This window comes from Streptomyces morookaense, from assembly GCF_013030945.1.
In the GTDB taxonomy this organism is placed as follows: Bacteria; Actinomycetota; Actinomycetes; order Streptomycetales; family Streptomycetaceae; genus Streptomyces; species Streptomyces morookaensis.
This window is the reverse complement of sequence record NZ_JABBXF010000016.1, coordinates 121236-143622: the sequence shown is the minus strand read 5'-3', so window position 1 is coordinate 143622 and position 22387 is coordinate 121236. Positions and strand designations below refer to the sequence as shown.

The 22387-nt window shown below is 73.8% G+C and carries 21 protein-coding genes; 9 read left to right on the top strand and 12 right to left on the bottom strand.

Going from position 1 to position 22387, the window contains the following annotated elements; all coding sequences use genetic code 11:
- The first annotated feature begins 147 nt into the window (after positions 1–147).
- A complete protein-coding gene (locus tag HG542_RS09500; RefSeq protein ID WP_171079669.1) occupies positions 148–876 on the top strand; it encodes a DNA/RNA non-specific endonuclease in 729 nt (242 codons plus the stop codon).
- 98 nt (positions 877–974) lie between these two features.
- Complete coding sequence (locus HG542_RS09495; RefSeq protein ID WP_171079668.1) at positions 975–3725, top strand: helix-turn-helix transcriptional regulator; 2751 nt, start codon at positions 975–977, stop codon at positions 3723–3725.
- A gap of 6 nt (positions 3726–3731) precedes the next feature.
- Here HG542_RS09495 and HG542_RS09490 read toward each other — a convergent pair whose 3' ends face one another.
- Entirely contained in the window at positions 3732–4901 is a 1170-nt protein-coding gene (locus HG542_RS09490; protein WP_171079667.1) for an FAD-dependent oxidoreductase, read from the bottom strand.
- Between the two features lie 117 nt (positions 4902–5018).
- Between HG542_RS09490 and HG542_RS09485 the strand changes: the two genes are divergently transcribed.
- Together HG542_RS09485 and HG542_RS34895 are read left to right on the top strand one after the other, a co-directional pair.
- Positions 5019–5597: a TetR/AcrR family transcriptional regulator gene (locus HG542_RS09485; RefSeq protein WP_171079666.1), complete on the top strand. Its 579-nt coding sequence runs from the start codon at positions 5019–5021 to the stop codon at positions 5595–5597.
- Between the two features lie 189 nt (positions 5598–5786).
- On the top strand, positions 5787–6158 hold the full coding sequence (locus tag HG542_RS34895; RefSeq protein WP_227725744.1) for a hypothetical protein: 372 nt from the start codon (positions 5787–5789) through the stop codon (positions 6156–6158).
- Here the strand turns inward: HG542_RS34895 and HG542_RS34890 are convergent.
- Positions 6116–7426 carry an MFS transporter gene (locus HG542_RS34890; RefSeq protein ID WP_229922583.1) on the bottom strand — a complete coding sequence of 437 codons (1311 nt, stop codon included), beginning with the start codon at positions 7424–7426 and terminating at the stop codon, positions 6116–6118. The genes HG542_RS34895 and HG542_RS34890 overlap by 43 nt on opposite strands.
- Before the next feature lie 186 nt (positions 7427–7612).
- Here HG542_RS34890 and HG542_RS34885 point away from each other — a divergent pair, with 186 nt between their 5' ends.
- From HG542_RS34885 to HG542_RS09450, 5 genes are read left to right on the top strand one after another with little or no spacing between them, the layout of a single operon-like run.
- Entirely contained in the window at positions 7613–8968 is a 1356-nt protein-coding gene (locus tag HG542_RS34885) for a DUF6002 family protein (RefSeq protein WP_171079665.1), read from the top strand.
- A gap of 8 nt (positions 8969–8976) precedes the next feature.
- On the top strand, positions 8977–9921 hold the full coding sequence (locus HG542_RS09465) for an LLM class flavin-dependent oxidoreductase (protein ID WP_171079664.1): 945 nt from the start codon (positions 8977–8979) through the stop codon (positions 9919–9921).
- Complete coding sequence (locus tag HG542_RS09460; protein WP_171079663.1) at positions 9902–10651, top strand: class I SAM-dependent methyltransferase; 750 nt, start codon at positions 9902–9904, stop codon at positions 10649–10651. Before HG542_RS09465 ends, HG542_RS09460 begins: the two co-directional genes overlap by 20 nt.
- On the top strand, positions 10648–11751 hold the full coding sequence (locus HG542_RS09455) for a GNAT family N-acetyltransferase (RefSeq protein ID WP_171079662.1): 1104 nt from the start codon (positions 10648–10650) through the stop codon (positions 11749–11751). Before HG542_RS09460 ends, HG542_RS09455 begins: the two co-directional genes overlap by 4 nt.
- On the top strand, positions 11748–13100 hold the full coding sequence (locus tag HG542_RS09450; RefSeq protein ID WP_171079661.1) for a hypothetical protein: 1353 nt from the start codon (positions 11748–11750) through the stop codon (positions 13098–13100). Before HG542_RS09455 ends, HG542_RS09450 begins: the two co-directional genes overlap by 4 nt.
- Here HG542_RS09450 and HG542_RS09445 read toward each other — a convergent pair.
- From HG542_RS09445 to HG542_RS09400, 10 genes are all read right to left on the bottom strand, one after another.
- Positions 13078–14571 carry a M28 family metallopeptidase gene (locus HG542_RS09445; RefSeq protein WP_229922582.1) on the bottom strand — a complete coding sequence of 498 codons (1494 nt, stop codon included), beginning with the start codon at positions 14569–14571 and terminating at the stop codon, positions 13078–13080. The two genes, HG542_RS09450 and HG542_RS09445, sit on opposite strands and share 23 nt — an antisense overlap.
- A gap of 173 nt (positions 14572–14744) precedes the next feature.
- Positions 14745–15362: a TetR/AcrR family transcriptional regulator gene (locus HG542_RS09440; RefSeq protein ID WP_171079660.1), complete on the bottom strand. Its 618-nt coding sequence runs from the start codon at positions 15360–15362 to the stop codon at positions 14745–14747.
- 80 nt (positions 15363–15442) lie between these two features.
- On the bottom strand, positions 15443–16138 hold the full coding sequence (locus HG542_RS09435; protein WP_171079659.1) for a 4'-phosphopantetheinyl transferase family protein: 696 nt from the start codon (positions 16136–16138) through the stop codon (positions 15443–15445).
- 10 nt (positions 16139–16148) lie between these two features.
- Positions 16149–17027, bottom strand: coding sequence for an alpha/beta hydrolase family protein (locus tag HG542_RS09430; RefSeq protein ID WP_171079658.1), 879 nt, complete (start codon positions 17025–17027; stop codon positions 16149–16151).
- Positions 17024–17980 (bottom strand): VlmB-like protein, encoded by a 957-nt coding sequence (locus tag HG542_RS09425; RefSeq protein WP_171079657.1) that lies wholly within the window; start codon positions 17978–17980, stop codon positions 17024–17026. The genes HG542_RS09430 and HG542_RS09425 overlap by 4 nt, the downstream gene beginning before the upstream one ends.
- A gap of 44 nt (positions 17981–18024) precedes the next feature.
- Positions 18025–19038, bottom strand: a complete 1014-nt coding sequence (locus HG542_RS09420) for a bifunctional lysylphosphatidylglycerol flippase/synthetase MprF (protein ID WP_229922581.1) — start codon at positions 19036–19038, stop codon at positions 18025–18027.
- Positions 19035–19496 carry a hypothetical protein gene (locus tag HG542_RS09415; protein ID WP_171079656.1) on the bottom strand — a complete coding sequence of 154 codons (462 nt, stop codon included), beginning with the start codon at positions 19494–19496 and terminating at the stop codon, positions 19035–19037. The genes HG542_RS09420 and HG542_RS09415 overlap by 4 nt, the downstream gene beginning before the upstream one ends.
- Positions 19496–19939, bottom strand: coding sequence for a type II toxin-antitoxin system RatA family toxin (locus tag HG542_RS09410; RefSeq protein WP_171079655.1), 444 nt, complete (start codon positions 19937–19939; stop codon positions 19496–19498). Before HG542_RS09410 ends, HG542_RS09415 begins: the two co-directional genes overlap by 1 nt.
- Position 19940: 1 nt before the next feature.
- Entirely contained in the window at positions 19941–21191 is a 1251-nt protein-coding gene (locus tag HG542_RS09405) for an aspartate aminotransferase family protein (protein ID WP_171079737.1), read from the bottom strand.
- Between the two features lie 61 nt (positions 21192–21252).
- The gene (locus HG542_RS09400; protein ID WP_306665289.1) at positions 21253–22386 is read right to left on the bottom strand and encodes an acyl-CoA dehydrogenase family protein; all 1134 of its coding nucleotides are present in this window, start codon (positions 22384–22386) and stop codon (positions 21253–21255) included.
- Between the last annotated feature and the right edge of the window lies 1 nt (position 22387).

The following is a 22387-nucleotide window of genomic DNA, read 5'->3' as shown; positions in this document are numbered from 1 at the left end:
TGATCGGTAACAGCACTCGCGTGCCGGGACGCGCTGCGGTTGCGCCCCGCGCCTCTCACACCCTTGACCTGCGATGTCAATCGTCTGTTGATCCGAGGGTGGTGCACTGCTCCGCAGTCGCTCCGACCACGAGAGAGGAAACGTTTCATGACCGCACGATCCATCTCGCCCGTGCACCTCCGCCTCTGGGCCGCCGCCGGGCTGGCGGGCGCCGTGACCGCAGGTGTGCTCGCAGCCCCGGCCGCTGCCGCAGCACCGGCCGCCGCAGCCCCGGCCGCACCAACCGGCCCCACCGCACCGGCGACACCGATGCCGTCTACAGCCGGATTACGCGCGGATTACCCCTGCGACCAATATCTGGCGGCCTACAGGGGCCAGACCGTCCGCTCGACGTGGACCTTCCACATCGACGCCCAGGGGCGCCCCGATTGGGCACGTGCCGGTATTCTGTCCGCCGGCAGGTCCCCGCGCAGCGCGTGCGAGACGACGGTGGGGAACATGGGCGGCAAGGGCTATGACGGCGGCCATCTGATAGCCAGTTCGCTGAAGGGCGTCAGCAAGCGCATCAACCTCGTGCCGTTGCGGCACTCGGTCAACATCGGCATCTACAAGATGTTCGAGAACGGCGCGAAGAAATGCCTGAAGGTCCCCGGCATGCAGGTCACCAACTACTCGGCCCTGGCGCGTTACCCCGCAGGGCCGTCCGTGATACCCGACAGCGTCACGGTGTCCATGCTGCCGAGGAAGAGGGGAACGGCGAACACGCAGATCACGCTGGACATCCCCAACAAGGACCTCTCCCCGCAGAAGGTCGCCGCACTCAAGCGGGCGCTCAACGCCGGCCTCGCGGCGAACAAGTGCGGCACCGTGTCCTGAGGATGTCCGCCCGTGGGAGCGCCCGCCCGGCGCTCCCTTGGCGGGAATCGCATTCCCCCTGCAAGGATGTGATCACATACCAAGAGGGAGGACCGCGCGTGGGAAACGTGCTTCTTGAACGCGACGAAGCATTGGCGGAAGCGGCGAGAGCCGGGAATTCCGCGCGGTCCGGGAACGGCCGTTGGCTGTTGTTCGGTGCGACGACGGGCCTGGGGCGCACCGCCCTGCTGGAAGAAGTGATACGGCGCGAGGCCGGAGCCGGCGGGATGCGCGTCGTCCATGCACGCTGCTCGCCCGATGAATCGGCGTTCCCTTTCGCGCTCCTCCGCCAGCTCTTCCCCGAGCTCCGGATTCCCTTCGCGGAGCTGCCGACTGCCGAGGAACAACGGACGTTCCACCGGCTCGTGACCGGTCTGGCCCGGATCGCCGCCCGGCAGCCCGTGCTCATGGCGGTCGACGATCTGCACCACGCCGATGCGGTGTCGCGCCGCTGGATCGGCTATCTGGGGCGCCGGCTGGCGGGGTTGCCCGTGCTGCTGGTGGTCACCGAGTGCCAGGAGGAGGGCGCCACCGTGCGGTCCGGCACGACGGGCACGGTCCTGACGCTCCGCCCGCTCGGCCCGTCGGCCGTCGTCCGTCTCGTGGCCGCCTCCCTTCCCCCCGTCCACGGACACGGCGCCGCCGGGGCCGAGTTGTGCGTCCGGGCATGTGCCGGCAATCCCGCCCTGGTGCACGCCCTCCTCGCCGACCTCGCCGAGGGACCCCTCCCGAACCGGCTCTCCGACCTGGCCGGAAGCCGCTACCGCGACGCGATCGCCCAGTGGTTACGGTCCCGGGTCACCCCGGCGTCGCGCCGCGTCGCCGTGGCTCTCGCCATCGCCTGGGGCGGCCCCGCAGTGCCCCGCAAAGCACTGCTCCGCGAGGCCGCCGGCCTCGGTCCGAACCAGCGTGCCCTGCCCGTCGGCACGTCCAGCCACGGCCGTCTCCTCTCCCACCGGCTGGCGCGCGCAGCCGTGCTCGCGGCAACGGATCCGGACGAACTGGGCGAGCTGCGCGGCAGGTTCGCCCGCCTGCTCGACGAGCACGGCGCACCCGCGGCGACCGTCGCCGCACAGCTGCTCCACATCGACCGGCCCGGCGAGGAGTGGATGACGCAGTCCTTGGAGGACGCGGCCGAGGACGCCGCACGCGACGGACGCATCGACGAGGCCGCCGCCCTCCTCCGGCACGCCCTCACCGCTCCGCTCGCCCCCGGCCGCCGCGCCGCGCTCGCCCTGCGCCTCGGCGCCCTCGAACTGCCCCGCAGCGCCGACGCCGGCATCCGCAGACTGCGCTCGGTGCTGGAGCTGCACGACGACCACCGCGACCGTGCCGCCGTCGCGCCCGCCCTCGGCGCGGCGCTCGTCGCCCGGGGCCGCACCGACACGGCCATGCACGTCATGCGCGAGGCGGGCAGCGCCGTGGAGGACGACGAGCTCGTGCGCGTCCTGCAGACCACCGCCGCCATGATGGCCTCGCACGACGCGGTCGCCTGGCGCAACGCCGTCGCCCGTATGCGGGAGTTGGCGGCGACGGCTCCGGCCGGCATCGAGCCGCTCGCCTGCGGCCTGGTCACCGAGTACGAGGCCGGGACCGGCAGGCTGTCGGCGGCCGAGGCCCTCGGCCGTGTCCTGCCGCGGCTGAAGGCGACGGTGGACCCCCGGATCCGGACCGGCTGGCTGGGCACCGCGGCCACGCTGCTGCAATGGGCCGACCGGCTGGACGAGGCACGCGCGCTCGCCGACGAGTCCCTCCCGGCGCCGCCCCTGCTCCCGGACCTGACGGACGTCGGCCGGCAGTCCCTGGTCGGCGTCCGGGCCGAAGCCGCCCTGTGGGCAGGTGACTTCCGGCGCGTGGTCGACGAGAACACCCCGCTCCTCGACGCCTGCACCGGCCAGGGCATCCGCATGCCCCACCTGATATCCGTGGTGGCGCTCGCCCGCTACGAGCTCGGTCATCGTGCCCGGGCCTGGCGCCTGCTGGACACCGTCGACGAGAAGTGCGAGGAGCGCACGGGCAGTTCATGGAAGTGGGACGAACTGCGCTATGTCCGGGGCCTCCTGCACGCCGCCGAGGGCAGGTGGCAGGAAGCGCTCGACCATCACCTCGCCTGCGGCCGGGGCCAGGAGGCCCGCGACGTCGTCAGCCCCGTGATCACCCCCTGGCGGTCCGGCGCGGCCCACGCCCTGGTCGGACTCGGCCGGCCGGAACAGGCGCTGGAGCTGGCCGAGGCGGAGCTGCGGCACGCGCGGGCCTGGGGCACTCCCCGCACGATCGGCCGGGCGCTGCGGGCCCGCGCCGCAGCCGTGGGCGGCCGCCGGGGCCTCGAGTCGCTGAACGAGGCCGTGGATGCGCTGAGACAGGCACCCGCGCCCGTGGAACTCATCGAGGCCCTGCTCGACCTGGGACACGCACGGATCGCCACCGGGAACGGCCGCAAGGGCCGCAGCGACCTGCACGAGGCCCACGCGCTGGCGCTGCAGCTCCTCGGCCCCGACTCCGCCGCCGGGCGCCTGGCCGGTGCCGCCGAGAACGCCCTGCGGGCCGGGGGCGCCCGCCGGATCGGCCATGTCACGACGGGCAGCGCCGCACTCACCCGGGCCGAGCGGCGCATCGTCGAACTGGCGGCCCGCGGCCGGACGAACGCCGAGATCGGTGCGGCGCTCCATCTGGCCCGCCGCACCGTGGAGACCCACCTCACCAACGCCTACCGGAAGCTCGGGGTGACGCGGCGCACCCAACTCGCGTCCTCCTTGGAGGGAGAGGGGGCCGGACCGTCCTCTGCGCCGGATGAGGCCGCGCTTGCCTGACCGGGTTCAACCGGCCGGAGCAGGGTCCGGGTCGGCGTCCGTGGCGTCCGGCCAGAGGTCGTCGGGGAAGAGGGCGTCGTCGGAATCCGTCTCGGGCAGCAGGGTGGCGAGCATCTGCTGGGCGAACTCGGCGTTGTCGGCGCCGCGGGGCAGCATCACGCTCTCGTAGGCGTGGAGTGCCTCGTCGACGGTGGCATGCCCGACGACGGCCTGGGCGAGTTCGGCGCCGTCGAGCAGGGCGAGGTTGGCGCCCACGCCGGCGGGCGGCATCAGATGGGCGGCGTCGCCGAGCAGGGTGACGCCGGGGACGCGCTGCCACGTATGGGGGACGGGAAGGACGAACTGGGGCCGGTTGACGAACCCGCCCTCGTTGTTGCGCAGGATGTCCAGCAGGCTCTCGTCCCAGCCCTCGAACAGGCCGAGCAGGCGGGCGCGTACGGCTTCGGTGTCCGCGAGGTCGAGGCCGGCGTGCCAGTCCTCGGGGCCGCGGAAGGAGGCGTAGGCGCGGACATGCCCGTTGCTGTTGCGCTGCAGGAAAATGGTGCGGCTGCCCGCCTTGGCCGACATGGTGCCGCGTCCGACCAGGCGGGCGATCCCCGGGTGCCGGTGGTCGACGTCGTCGTAGAGGGCCTCCACCATCGTGACGCCGGTGTAGGCGGGCCGGGCGGCGGAGAGCGCGGGGCGCACCCGGGACCAGGCGCCGTCGGCACCGACGACGAGGTCGAACTCCTCGGCGGTGCCGTCCTGGTGGTGCAGCCGGGCGGTGCCGTCGGGGAGCGGGGTGACGGACTCCACGGGCCGGCCCCAGCGGACGGTGCCCGGTGCGAGGGAGTCCAGCAGGAGGGCACGCAGCTGCCCGCGGTCGATCTCGGGCCTGCTCAGATCGCCGTCGTCGGCCTTGTCGTGACGTATGAGGGCGGCGTGACGGTCGTACATGCGCCACTCCTGGCCCTCGGGCCGGGACAGGGCGAGGAACTGCTCGAACAGACCGGCTGCGCGCAGTGCGACCTGGCCGGTGTCGTCGTGGATGTCGAGGGAGCCGCCCTGCGAGCGGGAGTCCGGGTCGGTGTCGCGCTCGAAGACCGTGACGGGCACGCCGTGCTGCTGCAGGACGCGCGCGCAGACGAGGCCGCCGGGGCCGGCGCCGACGATGGCGATGCGAGGGGTGGTGGACATGGGGAATCGCTCCGTTCCACGGAGTAGGAAGGCCAGCAGCTCCAAAAGTACAACGGCTCCGACTTCGAAGTCGATTCGTTTTACGAGCGAATCTGCCCCAGAGGGTAGGGTGAGGGCATGGCCGAGACGACGACAGGGCGCCGCGAGCGCAAGAAGGCGCGTACCAGGCAGGCCTTGGCGGATGCCGCCCTGCGGCTGTTCACCGAGCGCGGCTTCGACGACGTCGGCGTGCGGGAGATCGCGGAGGCGGCCGACGTCTCGCTGAGCACCCTGTTCAAGCACTTCCCCAGTAAGGAAGCCCTCGTCTTCGATCTGGACGAGGACATCGAGAGCGGCCTGGTCGCCGCCGTCCGCGACCGGGAGCCGGACCGGTCCGTGCTGCATGCCCTGCGCGACCACATCGCGAACACCCATGCCTCCGTACGGCTCGACGACCCCTTTTTCGTCCTCATCGAATCCACCCCCGCCCTGCGGGACTACGCCCGGCGCATGTGGTCCCGTCACGAGAAGGCACTGGCCGCCGCCCTCGCCGAGGCCACCGGCCTCGACCCGGACGCCCCCGCCGTCACCGGCCTGGCCCACTTCGCCCTCGAAGCCCCCGGCATCGCCCGCGAGAGCCCGGACCCGGCCGGGACCGTGCACGAACTGTTCGCCCTGCTGGAACAGGGCTGGGCCGGCAGCGCGTTGGGGCGGTGACCCCTGCCAGGGCCGCAGCCGCCCACGATGCCTGCCCGACCGCCCTGGGCCCGGACCGCCACCGCACCACCGAGGCCCGGGCGTTGCTCGACCGCATCGACGGCGCCCGACCGGGCGGGTGGGAAACCCGATCGCCTTCTTGACCGGGCCCTGGCACGATCCACGGCATGACGACGAACCGAAAGGCACATGCCGCGTAGCCGGCCGGCGCGCATCCGGGCCGGTCTCCCGCACCGGCCTCGGTCGCAGAGCGCGAAGCCCGTCATCGACGGGCTTTCTTCGCGGGCCCTCGCCGCGATCGCCCGTCTGGAACGCAGCAGGAGCTATCTGTCCCCCGGGGACACCGCTGCCGCCGTGCGCCTGTGGAAGGAGCACACCCGCCGGACCGAGCGCCAGTTGTGGGCCGACGAGGACGAAGACGACCCGCACTGGCTCTGCTGCGGCAACCCGCACCACGCCCGCGAACTGCTCGCCGCGGTGATGCAGGCCATGTCGCCCCGCAACGCCCGCGAGCTGCGTCAAGTGGTCGGCCGGCTGGACGCGTTGCTCGGGGATCCCTGAGACGGCGGCCCGGCCCGGCCCGCCCCCAGTCGCCGTACCCCCGGCGCCAGCAGTGCCGCCGTCGTCGCCAGGACGACCACGTCCGCGCACCCCAGCAGGGCCACATCCGCCCCGGCCGCCGCGGCGAGCGGACCGGCCGCGTAGAGCCCCACCGGCGCGAACGCCAGTGAGCCGAACCAGTCGTAGGAGCTCACCCGCGACAGGGCCGCCGCAGGCACCTCGCGTTGGAGGGTCGTCGCCCACAGCACCCCGAAGACGTCCCCCGACACCCCGGCGAGGAAGGCCACCACGACGGTCGGCCAGAGGGGTGCATGCAGGCCCAGCAGCAGCATCGGTGCCGCCGCCGGGAAGGTGGCCAGTACCGCGACGAGCATCGGGCGGCGCGGGCGCAGCCGTGCCGCCAGGGCCGCCCCCGCGATCGTGCCCACCGCCTGGGCCGCCACCACCGCGGACCAGGCGCGGGCCCCGCCCGGGCCGTGTTCGCTCACCAGGGGGCCGAGCACGCCGGTCTCCGCGCTCACCGCCGCCACGACGAACGTGTACTGGAGCACCACCACCCACAGCCACTGGCGTGACGCGAACTCCCGCCAGCCGTCCCGCATATCGCGCCACCCCGAGCCCCCGCCCGTCCGCAACGGGCGCGGTGTGCGCACCCGGATGCCCGCTATCAGGCCGGCCCCGGCGAGGAACGACGCCGCGTCCACGGCCAGTGCCCACCCCGCGCCCACCAGGGAGACCACCACGCCCGACAGCGCCAGGCCCAGCAGCATGGCCGTGTTCATTCCCATGCGCAGCAGCGCGTTCGCCTCCGTCAGCCGGTCCGCGGGCACGATCTCGGGGACCACGGCCGTCATCGCCGGGGCGAACAGCGCGGTCGCCAGCCCCGCCACCGTGGCCAGCCCGGCGAGCGCGGCCAGGGGCGCGTGTCCCGTGAGCGTCATCGCCGCGAGCCCGGTGTAGGCGGCGGCCCCGGTCGACTCGGCGGCGGCCAGCAGCCGGACCCGGGGGACCCGGTCGGCGATCACCCCGCCCACGAGGACGAACAGCAGCTGGGGGAGTGCCTGGCAGGCCAGGACCAGGGACAGTTCGCCGGGTGTGGTCCCGGGCAGCCCCAGGACGGCGAAGGACAGGGCCACGCGCGCGAAGCCGTTGCCCAGCACCGAGACGGTGCGGGCCCAGGAGAGGAGGACGAAGTTGCGGTCCCGCAGCAGCGACGGCGGACCCGTGGGGACCGCCGGCCGCAGGGAGCGGAGAGAGGGGCTGCTCACGTCGCCAAGTGTGCGGCGGGGCAAGGGGATCACTGATCCGAATACCGTCGCCGGAGGGCCGCGCAAGGTGGCCGGTAAATATCTCCAGGAACCGGATATTCCGGAGATAAACTCGACGACCGCACGCCCTCGGGGGACGGCTGATCTCGGTGAAACCGAGCCTGCCGGAAGGACGGAAGCGGGCCCATGGTGCCACGCAGGCGAGCTGTTCTGGACAATGCGATCGCGCGGTACTACGACCGGATCCAGTCGGCGCTCGACCACGTCCGCGAGCACGGCACGGCGGGCGACGGCACGCCGGAGCAGCGACTGCCACAACTCGACGACTCCGTAAGGGAGTTCCTCTCCGTCTCCGGGCTCGCCTCGGCCGCCCTCGGCACGCACCACGGCGTGCGGCTCGTCCTCCTCGACCTCATGCGCAACCCGGCCACCCGCACCACCAAGACCTTCGCCTCCCTGGTCATCGTGGCGCGCGCCGTGCGCCACATCCGCGAGACGGGGGAGCAGCTGATGCTCGTCACCCCGTCGTCGGCGAACAAGGCCACCGCCCTGCGCGACGCGGTGCTGCGCGCCGTCGACGCCGGCCTCGTCACCCGCGACCAGCTGCGCATCGCCTGTGTCGTCCCCCGGGAGTCCGCCGGCAAGGTGTGGCACTCCCGTCTGGCCGCCGATCCCGGACTGCGCGAGCGCAACCCCGTCGTCGTGCACGACGGTTCCGGTGCCGCAGTGAAGGCCCTGGCGCAGGAGGCCGCCGAAACCTGTGCGGCGGAGCTCGCGCGGGCGGCCGGAGTGCATATCTGGCATACGCTCGACCTCGACAACTACCGTGCAGCGGACACCGTACGGGCCTTCTACGAGGCCGAGTTCCTCCCGCTGCCCGAGGGCAGGATCCGCTGGCACTCGCATGCCGTCTCCAGCGCCTTCGGGCTGTTCGGCCACCACCTGGGCACCCGGCTCCTCGCCGCGGAGCCGGGCGCGCGGGACGACCCGCCCGGCTATCTCCTCGTCCAGCACCTGCGGACCCCGGACATGGTGCAGGACCTGTACGCCGGCGCCGCGTCGCCCCCGTACCGCCGGCACCCGGTGAGCGGCCTGTACGTCCAGAACGCCAACCCGGTGTTCCCCGCGGCCGCCTTCGACCCCCGCGAGAGCATCGACCCCACCTTCTACACCGAGCGGCCGGCCACCGCGCCGCGCATGAGCGCGCTGATCCGGGAGCAGGGCGGCAGCGGCATCGTGGTCTCCCTCCACGAGTGCCTCGGCCGTTACGCCCAGGTCCGCGCCCTGGTGGCGCAGGCGGACGTGCAACTGCCCGCGGATCCACGGAAGTTGCGGGAATGGTCGCTGGTGATGGTGGTGACCGGCACCCTGCTGGCGGTCGAGCGCGGACTGGTCCGCGCCGACGAGGTCGTCCTGCACGGCTCCGGCTCGTACGACGCCGACGACTACACCCCGCTGCCCGCCGACGCCCTCCGGCCCGCCGCCCAGTCGGCGGACCTGGCCGAGGTGCTGCACAAGGCCGCGGGCGTCCGGGACACGTGAGGCGGCCGATGCGCACGGGAGTCGTCATCCTTCCCGAACACCCGTGGCCCGAGGCCCGGGAGATCTGGCAGGCCGCCGAGGAAGCCGGCTTCGACCACGCCTGGACGTACGACCACCTGACCTGGCGGTCGCTGCGCGACGCACCGTGGTTCGGCTCGGTCCCGCTGCTGGCCGCCGTCGCCGCGGTCACCCGCCGGATCCGCATCGGCCCCCTGGTGGCCACCCCGAACTTCCGGCACCCGGTCGTCCTGGCCAAGGAGTTGATGACGCTCGACCACATCGCGGGCGGCCGCCTCACCGCGGGGATCGGCGCGGGCGCCGACGGCTTCGACGCCCAGGCGCTGGGCGGTCCCGCGCTGCCGCCGGGCGCCCGCACGCGCCGCTTCGAGGAGTTCGTCACGCTCCTCGACCGCCTGCTCCGGCACCCGGCCACCGACCACGACGGCCCGTTCTACACCGCACGCGACGCCCGCACGGTGCCCGGCTGCGTGCAGCAGCCGCGGATCCCCTTCGCGATCGCGGCGGCCGGCCCGCGCGGCATGCGCCTGGCCGCGCGGTACGGGCAGGCCTGGGTCACCGCGGGCGACCCGGCCCGGCCGGGCCGGGTCACGGGCCCCGCCGTGCTGCCGCTGCTGGCCCGGCAGGCCCGCGCCATGGACGAGGCCTGCGCCCGGGCGGTCCGGGACCCCGCGAGCCTGGACCGCATCGTCCTCGGCAGCCGTCTGGTCCCGGACCTGACCGACTCGGCCGACCGGCTGACCGCCTTCGCCGCCGGCTGCGCGGCGCTGGGCTTCACCGACCTCGTCCTCCACCGGCCCCGCCCCTCCGGGGTGTTCGCCGGAAAGGCCGGGACGTTCGACGCGGTCGTCGCGGCCGCCCTGCCGCACATCGCACGGCTCCGGCCGGCGCACGACGCGAACGGAGGCGCCGCCGGTGGCGACGGACCACGATGACGACTACGGCCGGACGTTCGGCGACGTCTACGACGACTGGTACTCCCTCGACTTCGACGACGGCGAGGCGGCCGTCGAGGTCCTGGCCCGCTACGGGCGCGACGGCGGCGCCCTCGAACTGGGCGTCGGCACCGGCCGCATCGCCATCCCCCTCGCCGCCCGCGGCATCAGCGTCCACGGCGTCGACACCTCGCCCGACATGCTGCGGCGGCTGCGCGCCAAACCCGGCGCCGAGCTCGTCCGCACCGAGCTCGCCGACATGACCGACTGCGACCTCGGCCGCCGCTTCGCGCTCGTCTACTCCGTCTTCAACAGCCTCTTCTGCGTGCCCGACCAGCGCCGTCAGACCGCCTGCTTCGCCGTCGCGGCCCGCCATCTGGCCGGCCCCTGCGGGCGCTTCGTCGTCGACCACCAGATCCCCGACGCCGTCGGCAGCGGCCCCTCCCTCCGCCACCTGCACACCGGACCGGACCGCTTCCGCTTCTCCGTCGTCCGTTGCGACCCGGTCTCCCAGATCATGGAACGGCAGACCATGGTCGTCGAGAACGGCGGCGTCACTCCGTACCGCTCGGTCATCCGGTACGTCTGGCCGTCGGAGATGGACCTGATGGCCGCGGCCGCCGGGCTGGCCCTCGAAGACCGCTGGCCGGGCTGGCAGGGCGGCACCGTACGGCCCGACACCCGGCGCTGCATCTCCGTCTACCGGCCCGTCACCGAGGGGGCGCCGTGAACTCCCCGGCGCCGCCCCGCGCCCCGCTGCCCTCGCGCACCGCCCTGCACGCCCGGTACGCCTGGGACACCGGCCCCTGCCTGGCCCCCGTCCACTGCGGCTGGGACGGTGTACGCGGCCGCCACCGCCCCGTGCGCGCCCGCTCGCTGCCGGCCGGCCCCGTGCGGCTGAGCTACGCGGGGCTGGACGAAGGCCCGCGCCACGTCCTGGAGTTCCTGCGGCAGCAGGGCGTCCCCACCGCGGCAGCCGGCACCGGCGACGCGCCCGCCGACATCCTGCTGCGCGGCACGACGGCCCGGGCCGTGCCCGCCCTGCCCCCGGCCACGCTCCTGCTGCCCTTCCGGGTACGCCTTGTCGTCCCGGTCGGCGAGGGCACCGAGGCGCTGCGCGCGCGGATCTCCCGGCGCGAGCGGCGCGGCTTCGCCGCCCGCCGCAGGGAACGCGGCTGGACCTGGGAACAGGCCACCGGACCCGGCGCGTTCGACCACTTCTACGAGCGGATGCACCTGCCGACCATGCGCCGCCGGCACGGCGGCGCGACCCGCAGCGTCCCGCCCGCCCTCGCCTACGAATGCCTCTTCCGGCGCGGGGCGCTGTTCTTCGTCGTCGAGAACGGCACCCGGGTCGCCGGGGTGCTGTGCGCCCGCCGGGCCCGCTCCCGGACCCTGACCATGCGACTGCTCGGCGTCCTCGACGGGGCCGAGGATCACTACGCGAGCGGCGCCGCCAGGGCGCTCACACACTTCGCCCTGGAGTGGGCCTGCATGCACGGGATGACGCACGTCGACCTCTCGGGCTGCGAGCCGTTCCTCAGCAAGGGCATCTTCCAGTTCAAACAGCGCTTCCACCCCGAATGCCGGCTGCCCGCCGACCACTTCGGCGGCAAGCGGCTCGTCCTGCGCGTCGTGCGCGACACCCCGGGCGTACGGGACCTCCTCGTGGCCAACCCGGTCGTCGCCCTCGCGGCGGGCGGCTTCGAGGCCCTCTACTTCCACGACGCGCACCGGCCGCCGCGCACCGACCTGGCCTGGCAGTGCCCCGGCATCCTGCGCGCCCGGCACCTGGACCTGGACACCTTTCTGCACCCGGTTCCCCGATGACCGGCCACCACCCCTGGTTCGGCACCGGCGAGTTGCCTCCCCCCGCCCGGCCCGGCGCCGAGGAGCTGCGGCAGACCTTCGTGCACGCGATGCGCGACGTGGGGTTCAACGGCGCACAGGTCGCCACCCGGCCGCTGGCCGTGCCGCACGCCTCGGCCGCCGAACTCTACGCCGCGTCGGCCCGGTTGCTGGCCCTCCTGCGCACGGCGCTCCTCGCCGCCGGCCCCGGGCGCGAGGAGCGCATGGCCGCCCTGGCGGTGGACGAGACCCTGCACCCGCTGTTCACCGACGACCGCACCGAGGAGCGCCACTGCGCCTGCATGGCCCGCCCGGATGTGGTGATCGGACCCGGCGGGCCGCAGTTCCTGGAGGTCAACGTGGGCGGCGCGGTCGGCGGCGCCGTGCACACCCATGTCCTCACCCGCACCTGGTGCCGCCTGTACGCGGAGGACCGCGACGGCCCGGACGGCGGGCGGCTCCCGTTCCACAGCCACTCGCTCTTCGCCGAGCGCAGGCGGCTCTTCGAGGCCGTCTGCGCCGAACTGGGGGCCGAGCGCGGCGTCGCCCTGCTCGGCACCGTCCGCGACCTGCCGGGCGTGCACGGCACCCGCTACTTCGACCTGGAGGTCGACCACCTGCGCCGGCACGGTTTCGCCGCCGAGTTCTTCGAACCCGAGGACCTGCACCACGGCCACGGCGCCGACGGACGCTTCCGGTACCCGGTCGGGCTGCGGCACTTCACCGTCACCGAGTGGCGGCACCACGGCATCGACCTCGCCCCGGTGCGCCGCGCCCTCGACGCCGGGTGCCTGTTCCTCGCCCCGCAGACGGCCTATCTCGTCTCCAACAAGAAGGTGCTCGGCTGGATTTCGGAGGGGCGGCCCTGGATGACGGGCGCGGACCGGGAGTTCGTACGCCGTTACCTGCCGTGGACCCGGGTCACCGGCGACCGCGCGGTCGTCTGGCGCGGACGCCGTTACGGCCTGGGCGAGCTGCTGCTGGGCAGGCGGGAGCAGTTCGTGCTGAAGAAGGCCGTGGGCATGTGCGGCGACGGTGTGCTCCTGGGTCCGTCGACGGATCCGGCCGTGTGGGCGGATGCCGTCGAGCGGGCCGTGCGGGAGGAGGACAGCGTCGCGCAGGAATACGTCGAGCCCGGCCGCTGCGCGGCCGGGCTCACGGACGGTACGGAGGCGGGGACGCACACCACGACGATCGCCCCGCTCCTCGGCCCGTACATCGTCGCCGGGCGGCCCGCCGGCTGCCTCGTCCGCTACTTCGCCGACGGCGGGAGCGGGATCGTCAGCATGTACGGGCACGGGGCGCTGATCAACGTGCTGGTCGGTGTCTGACCGGCTCGTCGAGCGAACTCAGGTCGTGGGCGTAGGTGCCGACCGCGTGCGCGATGACGCCGATGTTGGTGTCGAAGGCCTTCAGGTCCAGGTTGCGGAGGGTGTCGCCGGGGGCGTGATAGTTGGGGTCGTAGGCGGTGCCGGCCGTACCGCCGTAGCGCTGTGCCTGCTCCTCGGTCTTGATGCCCTCGGCGCCGGTGAAGGTGCCGCCGGCGGGGATGCCGGCCTCGATGAACGGCCCGTAGTCGGACCGGCCGTCGAAGTCCGTGCCCTCGTGCGGCTGGTGGCGGCGGTCCAGGCAGCCGTTGATCAGCTGCTCGATCTGCGCGGAGCCCTTGGGGCCGGGTCCCGAGCCCTTGTGGTCGGAGTCGTCGCCGTCGTAGACGAACTCGGCCGGGTTGGGCGAGCCGATCATGTCGAAGTTGAGGTAGAGGGCGATCCTTCTGCGCTGCTGTGCGTCGAGGTGGGAGACGTAGTAGTCGGAGCCGAGCAGGCCGAGTTCCTCGCCCGACCACCAGGCGAAGCGGACCTTGTTCACCGGCTGGTGACCGGGCTTGCGGATCTCGCGGGCGAGCTTGAGGGCGACCTCCAGCAGGCCTGCGGAGCCGGAGCCGTTGTCGTTGATGCCGGGCCCCTCGGGCACCGAGTCGAGGTGGCTGCCGAGGGCGACCACGTGCTCGGGGCTGCCGCCCCGGGTCTCGGCGATGACGTTGCGGGTCTGCTTCCTCGAGTGCTCCTGCCGGATGTCCAGGTGCACGGTGACCCCGTCCCGGGCGGCCGCGGCCAGGGCCTCGCCGTCGGCCCTGGAGATGCCCGCGGTGGGGATACGGCCCTCGGCGGGGCTGCCGAAGGTGCCGTGCAGGGCGGCGTCCCGGCCCTCGTCGTCGTAGACGACGGCGCCGACGGCTCCTGCTTGCGCCGCGGCGGCCTGCTTCTCGGCGAAGGTGCAGCCGCCGCGCCGAACGAGGGTGATCCTGCCGGCGAAGGCGCCGGCGGTGTAGTCGCCGGGGGAGCATCCGGGAGCCTTGTCCCCGCGGGCGACGGCGACGGGGGCGTCGATGCCGCCCTCGGGCGTGGACGGGGAGAAGGTGAACGCCGACACCTTCAGCTCGCGCGGCTGCGGAGAGACGACCGAGAGATTCTCGGTGAGCGTCTTGGCCTGCCAGATCTCGAAGTTCTGGTACGAGACGTCGTAACCGGCCTTCTGCAGCAGCGCGTTGACGTACTCGGTGGAGGCCTCGTGACCGGGGGTACCGGCGGCGCGGTTGCCGCCGTTGGCGTCGGCGATCTGCTGGAACTTCTGCAGATGGCGGTAGGCGCTCCTGGCGGAGGACGCCCGGACCAGGCGGTCCGCGAACTGGTCGGCCTGTCTGCGCCGATGCTCCGCCGGGGCGGCGGCGAGCAGCAGGGGGGTGGCGACGGCGGAGGCGGCGAGAGCCGCTATCGCCCGGCGGCGAAGTGGTACGCGCACGGGGGTCCTTCCGGGCAGGGGCGGGGCGGCCACGGCGCGGGGTGTGCCGCGGCTGGGACCGACCGTACCCAGATGCGTGCAGGTCGATGCGGCTCCGCCGCGTGGGCGGGACCATGGCGCCCCGTAAGGGGCGCTGGGGGTACCCCCAGCGCCCCTGACGGGGCGCCTCCCCCTTACGGGGCCGGCAACCGCGGCGGCGAGGCCAGAGTCGCGTCCACGACGCGGCGCACCGTCTCCTCGTCCAGGCTCTTCTCGGAGAACAGGCTGCGGAAGAGCATGGTGCCCGCCCAGGAGTCCAGGACGAGGGAGACGTCCGTGTCCGGCGGGAGCAGCCCGCGTTCGACTGCACGGACCACCACCGAGCGGGAGGCCGCCTTGCGGCCCTCGATGAGGTCCTCCTTCAGGTGCCGCCCCAGTTCGGAGTTGTCGGCCGAGTCCGCGACGAGGGCGAGGAGCACCGCCCGCAGCTTCGAGGAGCCGAACAGGTCGGCCAGCGTGCCGGCGACGGCGAGCAGTTCGGTGCGGCTGTCGCCGGTGTCCTCGTCCGGCACGCCGGGCAGCTGGTCGCGGACCGCGTCGAGCACGAGGGCGGCCTTGTTGGGCCAGGACCGGTAGATCGTGGCCTTGCCCACGGACGCCTCCGTGGCCACGCCGCCGATGGTCAGCTTGGTGTAACCGTGCTGGGCGAGCAGGCGCAGCGTGGCGGCGAGGATACGTCTGCGGGCGTCGAGGTCGCGCCGGTGTTCGCCGGTGAAATCGGTTACTTGCTGGAGAATCCTCTTCTGTCCCATCAGCGCTCTCTCATGCTGGTGCCACGGGCCGTTCGAGGCCTCGCCGGATGTGAACGATACGGATCGTTCTGTTGCGGATGCTAACACCGGTGCAACGTCGGCGCATTGCCGGTGTTCAAAATTTCAAGTGCCGGAATCTCCGAGGTCAGCGCGGTGCCGCAGACGATGCCCACGTCGGCGCCCCACTGCAGGACCCAGCGGCCCGCATGCCGTACCGGAACCCCGGCCGGAAACAGCCCGGACGGTGTCTCGATACGGCGCAGTGTGCCCAAGGACGCCTCACCCCATTTGACGACGCACTCCTTGTACGTCCAGCGCAGGGCGAATGCAACCCCCGGCCGACTGTCCGCGGCAACGGCCGCCGCTTCCGCGGCAGTCAGGGCATGGCGGGCCGCGGCGGCCGGGGGCCCGCCCGGCCGCACCGCCTCGGCGTCCACCACGACACCGCCCTCCCCGGCGGCGGCCGCCGCATGGCCGCGCGTATGGCTGAGGCTCACGGAGACCCCGGGCAGCTCCGCGACATACGGCCTCCCGTGGTCCGACGCGCCGCATCCCGGGCACAAGTGACGGAGCGTCAATGACGCCGGATCCACCCCGGCCACCCGCGCCGCGCAGGCCCGCACCAGCAGGTGCGCGGCGACGTAGTCGTCCCGGGCGGCCGGGGAACGGAAGCGTGCGGCACGGGCCTGCTCGGCAGCGGTGAACGCGGTACGGACGGCCTGCAACCGGCCCAGCACGACGGCCGATCCACCGGCCAGCACCAGAGCGCCCCCCAACGGACCGCCCCTATCCGGCCGTTCGCCCGGCGATCCACTCGCCGATGCGCGCGGCGACCGGACCGCCGGCCCGGGCCCAGCGCACATGGTCGACCCGCGCGCCGTCCTCCGGGGCGAAGTGCCAGCGCTCCACGGAGCACGACGCCAGCTTGGCGCACAACCGCTCCACCGCACCCGCCGGCGCCAACGCGTCCCCCGCCACCGACACGGCCAGCACCGGCAGCTGCACCTGTGCCATCCGTTCCTCGTAGGGGATGTCGGCACCGGACGGCCGGAAGCGGCCCGTGCGGCCGATCCGCGCCCAGTCCCGGATCAGCCGGCCCGGCTGCCGCCCCCCGAACCCCAGCCGGTGGCCCGGGAAGTAGCCCCACAGCGTGGCGACGGCCGCGGCGAGCTGGGTGCTCAGCAGCACGCGCAGCGCCCCGGCACCGGGGAAACCGCGGAAGTGCACCGACCCAGCGGCCACGAACACCAGCCCGGCCACGCCCTTGGGCTCGCGCGCCGCGTACAGCGCCGTCACCTGACCGCCGATGCTGTGACCCAGCACGTACAGGGGCACCTCCACCCCGAACCGCTCCCGCGCCGCGGACACCACGGCCGGCCAGTCCCGGGTGGCCAGTTCCTGATAGCCGTACCGCGCGCCACGCCCCGGACGCGGCCCGCTCTCGCCCTGGCCGCGCAGGTCCGCGGCGACCACCGCGATGCCCAGGGCCGCCAACTCGGCGCAGAACGGCGCGTAGTACGACGCCTTCACGGCGAACGCAGGCCACAGCACCACCACCGCCCGCGGCTCCCCGGCGGGCACGGTGACCTGCGCCACCACCCGGGCCGGGGCGGCGCCGGGCAGCGGCACCACTAGCCGTTCCGGCTCCTGCGGTCCGGCGCTCACCGGGCGGCTCCGTCCAGCAGCATGTACGCGAGGCGTGCGTCCTGGGTCTCGCGGGACCAGCGCTCGGCCGCCTCCATCCGCTCCTCGACGCCGGTGTCGACCAGCCTGCGCCCCGGCCAGATCTCGTAGTCCCCCACCAGATGCCCGTGTTCGGCGAGCCCCTGCTGGAAGAGCGTCTCCCGGCGGAACAGCACCTCGGCCATGGGCAGCTTCTCCCACAGCCGGCGCCCCTCCTCGACGATCTCCAGCAGCCGCGGCCGCTCCCCGGGACGGTCCGTCAGGTACTGGCGCACCACGGAGCTGCCGACCGCGAGGTGGCGTATCTCGTCCATGTTGGCGCCCCGCTCCACCAGGGCCGCCGACGGGTCCAGCGGGCGCCACTTGCGCTCGCTCAGCTCCGCGGCGGGGGCCAGGATCCCCTCGACCAGCACCGTCAGCACCAGCACGCCCCCGTGGAAGTCACCGCGGTCGCGCAGCACATGGAGGCCGAACTCCTCCAGCGGATCGAGCACGGCCGCCGCCGAGGTCGCCGCCGTCCGCGCCACCTCTGCCGCCAGCTCCTCCTCGGAGACGTCCACCCGCAGCAGGTGGTCCCGGAACGCCCGGGCGTGCCGCGCCTCGTCGACCAGCTGCGTCGCGAAGAACTCCAGACAGTCCCGCCCGGGGGCGTGGTACACGAGGAAGGACAGCGCACGCGTGGCCTTCTCCTCGGCCAGGTGCCGGAAGGTGAACTCGTCCACGAGCGCCTCGCGCAGCGGCCCCGGACGGCGCACGGCCTCCGTCGGACCCGCGTCCGCCACCGAGCCGTCCGCGAGGCGGCGCAGCATCGTCCCGGCGACGTGCTCGAACCAGTACGGCAGATTGCAGTGCTGCGGGGTCAGTTCCAGGGTGCGGGCGCCCTCGAGCACGCTCGGGGCGCGGTCCCAGTCGGCCTCGACGGGGAGACGGTTCATGATGTGCCTTCCTCGGGATCGGGATGGTCGGTGCGGTGCGCCGCTCACACGGCGCCGGTGGTGCGCAGCAGGTGCCAGACGGCGGACGGGCGGACGCCGCCCTGGAAGGCGGCGTACTCGGGCTCGACGGTGTGCGGCGCCCACTTGAGCTTGAACGCCTCCTGGGTACGGGCCGGATAGACGGCCCGCCCGTGCTCGGCGACCAGTCGCAGCGCCCGCGTCAACAGGGGCCCGGCGGCGGCAGGTTCGTGCACGTCCGCCAGTCCTGCGAACGGGGTCAGCCCCAGGTGCAGCCAGCGTGCGCCCTCCTCCCGGAACCGGGTCAGGGCGGTGAGGTTGACCAGCTCGACGGTGCCGACCGGGGCCTGCGGGAAACGCCGGGTCAGGTCGTACAGCCAGCCGGGCCGGGTGCCCCACACCGGGGAGTAGGTGAGGTAGCCGACCGTCCGGCCGTGCTGCCGGGCCAGGAACGTGCGGCGCAACGGCCCGGCGGGGCCGCCGCGTTCGCCGACGAGGAACGCCAGCTCCTTCACGTGCCGGCCCTTCGCCCGCAGCCAGGCGGCGTCGATGGCGTCCAGCTCCCGCCGGTCGCCCGGGTCGCCGGGGTCCGTCTCGACGACCGTGACCCCTTCACGGCGGGCCCGGTTGACGTTCTGCCGCACCTTGGCCAGCGCCTTGCCGCCCAGGGTGAAGCGGCCCAGGTCGATCCCGTACGTGCAGCCGATCTGGTTCACCGAGAAGCCGCGCTCCGCGTACAGCGCCACATCGTCCCGGCCGACCTGGGCCGCGGTCAGCAGCGGCGGGCGCCGCCCGCCTGCGGACAGGTGCGCCAGGAACTCGTCCAGCAGCGCCCCGCGGTCGCCCGGCCCCGCGAACGGGCCGCCGAACTGCACCACATGGCGCCGCCCGGGCCGGTACGCGATCAGCCCGGACACCTGACGGCCCGTATAGCGGCCGGTGTTCCGGTTGAGCGCGAGGACGGCGCTGGGGTGGTCGGCGTGGGCGCTCAGCAGGTCCGCCGCGCGGGCTGCGGGCGGCGGCACGGTCGGGGCGCTCACCCGCGGCTCCCCGCGGGCCGGCCGGCGAGGGCCGCCTCGAACTCGGTGAACGCCGGGTGCGCCTTGGGCTCGAACTCGACGGAGAACGGCTTGAGGAAGTTGCCCAGCAGCCCGCGGTCGCCGCACAGGTGCACCGGCACGGCCAGCAGCGCCCACTCCCAGCCGAACAGCCACGCCCAGAGCCCCACCACCGCGCCCGCCGTCAGCCAGCTGTGCATGGTGTTGTAGAGGACGTAGTAGACGCGGGGGACCTCGCCGCCCCTGGCCCGGTGATGGGCGAGCGCACCGGGCAGGTAGCCGATCACGTCGATGTAGGCGAAGAGCCCGACGGCGGCCGCCCAGTCGACGTCCCGCCAGTGCCACAGCAGGAGTCCTGCCGCGACGACCAGTCCCACGGTGTACTCGGCGCGCAGCAGCCGGTAGGTGACCGGCGACTCGAACCGGTTGGCGGCGTCCATCAGTTGGCCTCCTGGTCCAGCAGGGCCCGGAGGATGTCCGTGATGGTCTCGCGCAGCACGCGTTCGGCCACCGGGTCGATGATCCCCGCCAGGCTCGGCAGCCCGAAGTCGAACTTCGCGGAGAAGCGCACCGCACTCGCACCGGCGCCGTCCGCGCGGATCTCCCACTGGCCGTCGAACGTCTCGAAGTCGCCCTCGGTCTGGCTGAAGGTGATCGTCAGTGCGGTGTCGTCGAAGACGTCCTCCTCCGACCAGCACAGCACGCCGTTGCGGAAGTCCACCTCCCAGTCGCTGAGCAGGGGGCTGCCGGCCTCGGCGGGGTGCACCGTCACCTTCCGTACGGTGGCGACGAGTTCGGGGTAGCGCGCGAAGTCGCGCACCCGCTCGTAGGCCTCCTGGGCGCTCGCGCCCGCGGCCCGGAATTCCAGTTCGACCGATCGCATCTCAGTTGCTCCTCGTCCGTGCCGCCGGCACCGGGGATGGTTCGGGGAAGCGCTCGCCGAGCGCCCGGGCGGCGCCCGCGACCGCCTCCGTCAGTTCGTCGGCCTCCGCGTCCGTGAGCACGGCCGGCGGGGTGAAGCGCACCACGGAGTGGGCGTTGAGGGAGTGGTTGACGATGACGTTCCGCTCCAGCAGCTCCAGCAGGAACTCCCCGGCGCCGCCCGCGTCGTGGAACTCCACCCCGATCAGCAGACCCACCCCGCGGACCTCGCGGATCAGGTGCGCGCAGTGCTCCGCGACCACTGCGCGCAGCCGCTCCAGCAGCAGGGCGCCGAGCCGCCGCGACCGTTCCACCAGGCCCTCGTCCTCGATGACGGCGACCGCCGCCTCCGCTGCGGCCATGGCGACCGGGGCCGCCGAGAAGGTGGAGGTGTGCACGAACGGGTCCCGGTCGAAGGCGGCGAACGCCTGCGGGGTGGCGACGGCCGCGGCCACCGGAATCACGCCGCCGCTGAGCGACTTGCCCGCCAGCAGCACGTCCGGGACCACGCCCTCGCGGTCCGCGCCCCACCAGTGGCCGAGCCGGCCGAGCCCGGTCATCACCTCGTCCAGGACGAAGAACGCCCCGGTCGCCCGGCACACCGCGGCCACCTCCCGCAGATAGCCCTCGGGCGGGACGACGACCCCGGCCTCGCCCTGCACGGGTTCCACGATCACCACGGTGTCCGAGCCGTCGCCGCCGATCACCTCGGCCAGCGCGGCCGCGTCCCCGTAGGGCACGTGCACGGTGTCCGGCAGCAGCGGCAGGAACGGGTCCTGGTAGAGCGGCTTGCCGGTGGCGGACAGGGCGCCGAGCGTCTTGCCGTGGTAACCGCCCACGGTCGAGACGATCCTGCGGTGGCCGCGGCTGCGCGCCAGCTTGAGGGCCGTCTCGACGGCCTCCGCGCCCGAGTTGGTGAAGTGCACCCGCTCCAGGCCCTCCGGTGCGACCCGGGCCAGCGCGGCGGCGGCCCGGGCGGCCACCGGCTCCAGCAGCAGCCGGGTGGCCAGCGGATGCGTGCGCACCTGGTGCTCGACAGCCGCCACCACGCGCGGGTGGCAGGCGCCGGTGAGGAACACGCCGTAGCCGCCCGCGTTGAGGAACTCCCGCCCGTCGGCGGTGCGCACCCGCGAACCGGACGAGGCGACCTCGACGTGCCCGCCGAACATCTCGCCGAGCTTGCCCCGGCCCCGGCTCAGGTGGGCCTTGTACATGCCCGCGACCGACGCGCCGGTCACGGAGCTCTGTGCTGTCACTGCTGCTCTCCTCCGTTGCTCACTGCACCCGCAGCGGTGCGCCCGCGTGGTGGTCGACCAGGGCCTGGGCGGTGCTCGACCGGGACGGCGGGTGGAAGGCCAGGGCCCGGCTGACGGCCAGCAGGTGCCCGATGTCGGGGGCCGTGGCGAAGGCGAGCCCGCCCAGCAGTTCGGCCGCCCGGTCGGCGGTGTCCACCAGCAGTTCCTGCACCGCGTAGCGGGCGGTGAGCGAGGCGGCCAGCTCGTCGTTGCCCACCCGGCCGTCGTCGACCCTGCGGGCCACGTGCTCGGCCAGGGCCGCGGCCGCCTCCGTCCCCGTGATCAGCGCCGCGCGGTCCGTGGCGGAACCGCGCCCGGCGGCCAGCGCGGTCTCGGCGAGGCGGGCGACCGCCCCGGTGTACGCCGAGGTCACCAGCAGCTCGAACCAGACGAAGCCGACGGTCTGCAGGGTGTCCAGACCGGTGCCCAGCTCCGTCTGCGTGCGCAGCATCAGCTCGCCGGGGACGAACACGTCCTCCAGCAGCACCTCGTCGCTCTCGGCGCCCGCGAGGAACGGCGCCTCCCAGAACGGCCGCCTGCTGATGCCGGGGGAGTCGGCCGGCACCAGGGCGACCCCCAGCTCGCTGCCGTCCCCGCCGTCCGCCGCGGGCAGTGCGACGCCCGCGGTGAGCAGGTTCATCGAACGGGTCAGGCTGCACGGCTTCTTGGCGCCGTTGACCAGGAACCCGCCGTCGACGGGCCGCGCCGTCACCGACGCGTCCAGGATGCCCGTCCCGGTGCGGCCCTCGGCGAAGCCCGAGGCGACCAGCAGCCGGTCCCGGGCGATGCCCTCGATGAGCATCCACTCCAGGCCGCTCGCCTCCGCCGAGCCCACCAGGGCCACCAGGCTCGCGACCGAGAAGTTGTGCATGGCCGTCGCCACCCCGAGCGAGGGCGACAGCGCGCCCAGCGCCCGGCCCACCCGGACGGCCTCCAGCGCGCCCGCCCCGCCGCCCCCGTACAGGCCCGGGATCAGCAGCCCCGGTCCGCCGGCCCGGCGGAAGGCGTCCAGCCCCGGGCCGCCGGGCGCCTCCAGCACCGGCAGCGGCACACCGGCCAGTTCCTCGGCCAGGCCGGGCAGGAACTTCTCGCACGCTTCGCGTGCACGGTCCATG